Raw genomic sequence first — 1555 nt, 5'->3', positions numbered from 1 at the left:
GTATTGAAGATGCTGACCAACTGATTCAGGTACTGCAGCAGCGAATCGCCGAAGGCGAGCGGGTGCACCGCGCCTTCGGTGAGTTCGATCAATGGCGCTTCGACGATCACTTTGCTCGTCGCCTGCACGCGAATCTGCCCGTCGTTGACGCTGATCGTCAGCAAGTTGCTACCGTTGCCGTCGGAGAGCGTCAGCGTCTTCGCGTCGTCGTCGAGCGCGACCAGCAAGCCCTGTTCGCTGCGCAGGATTTTCAGCGGCGGTTTGGCTGGCGTGCCGTTCTGGTCGGCCGGGAGGTCGCTGCTTCCCCACCAGCCGCCGCTCCAGATCGGTCGCGACGGGTCACCGGCTTCGAATTCGATCCACACGCCGGCGCCGATCGGAGGGATGCTGTGCAAGCCGACTCCGGCGCCGGTGTAGGGCGCGCAGGGTGTGGCCCAGGGGGTGAGCACGGCATCGCCGAACACCTCGGGAACCTGCGCCTTGATGCGACCGATCGCTGCCGGGTCCTGGTTGTCGGCAACCAGGCCACGGTACTTGCCGAAGTGGCGTGTGCGCGACTGCGTCGCGAGTTCCACCACCAGACGTTCGAGGGTTCCGCTTTCCATCAGAATACTCCGGCGAAGAGTCCGCCGCCCCCCGTGCTGCCGGCCGAACGCGCATTGCGGTGCAGCGCGAAACGCTGCCGGTAGCTGCTGTCGGTGAGCACATGCGTGACCTGGCCGATCAGGTAGTCCCCCGACAGATAGCCGCCGACGCCGCGAACGCGCAGCAGTCGGTACGGCTGCAGCACGCCCGCGTAGTCGTCGATGTCGACTTCGCCGTTGGCAGCGTAGGCCCAGGACGAAAGATCGACGGTGGCCGCGGTGGCGGCGTCGAGGTCGCCCTGCTCCTCGCGCGTGCCGGTGAGCAGGGTCAGCGCCGGCTGCGTCAGGTCGTGCGCCGGGGCGTCACCGAGCGGCGTGCCGGCGGCAGCATCGGCACTGCTGGCCAGCACGCTGCGGTCGGCGAGGGCGACGCTGCCGGCGCGCGCGCGCAGCGGCCGCAGCGCGTCGAACTCGGCCGAGAAACTCGCGACGTTGCGCTGGTCGCCGAGCAGCAGGATTTCGGGCAGGTCGGTCGCTGCGAACTGTGGCCGCTTGAAAGCGCCAACGCTTGCCCCCGGTGCTGCACCTGGGCGCACATAGACGAACATGCCGTAGCGTTTGGCAAGATCGCGCAGCAACTGCATGCTGGTGCCGCGCTGCACGACCACGCGCTGCAACGCCGCTCCGGCAGCGGGCAGTGCATCCACGTCGGGCGTCAGACCCGCTTCCTCGAACAGGCTGGTGACGATGTCCTGCGGCGCCATGTCCTCGAAGAGAGCGACCTTCTCGTCACGGTTGAGCTGGACGCTGTCGTCGTGCACCACCAGCGTCATCCGGCTCTGGTCGGGCAAGGCCTGCAGCTCGTAGCGATTGCCGACCACCAGACCGTCGATCAGCGGCACGAAATCGTCACTGGCCACCTTGACCTCGACACGCACGCGCGCAAAGGGCTGCGCGAAGTCGTCTTCGAC

Annotated in this window: 2 protein-coding genes; both read right to left on the bottom strand. The window is 67.4% G+C overall.

The window, feature by feature from the left end; translation table 11 throughout:
- Positions 1 to 605: phage baseplate assembly protein V (locus CAPSK01_RS10960; RefSeq protein WP_273703510.1), on the bottom strand; the 605-nt coding region annotated here is incomplete at its 3' end.
- Positions 605 to 1555 (bottom strand): hypothetical protein (locus tag CAPSK01_RS10955; RefSeq protein ID WP_034926261.1); only part of this gene is annotated, 951 nt, incomplete at its 5' end. The genes CAPSK01_RS10955 and CAPSK01_RS10960, both read right to left, overlap by 1 nt.

Origin of the sequence: Candidatus Accumulibacter vicinus (assembly GCF_000584955.1) — a bacterium.
Taxonomy (GTDB): Bacteria; Pseudomonadota; Gammaproteobacteria; order Burkholderiales; family Rhodocyclaceae; genus Accumulibacter; species Accumulibacter vicinus.
The sequence above is the reverse complement of the archived record's forward strand: the minus strand, read 5'-3'. Positions and strand labels throughout refer to the sequence as shown.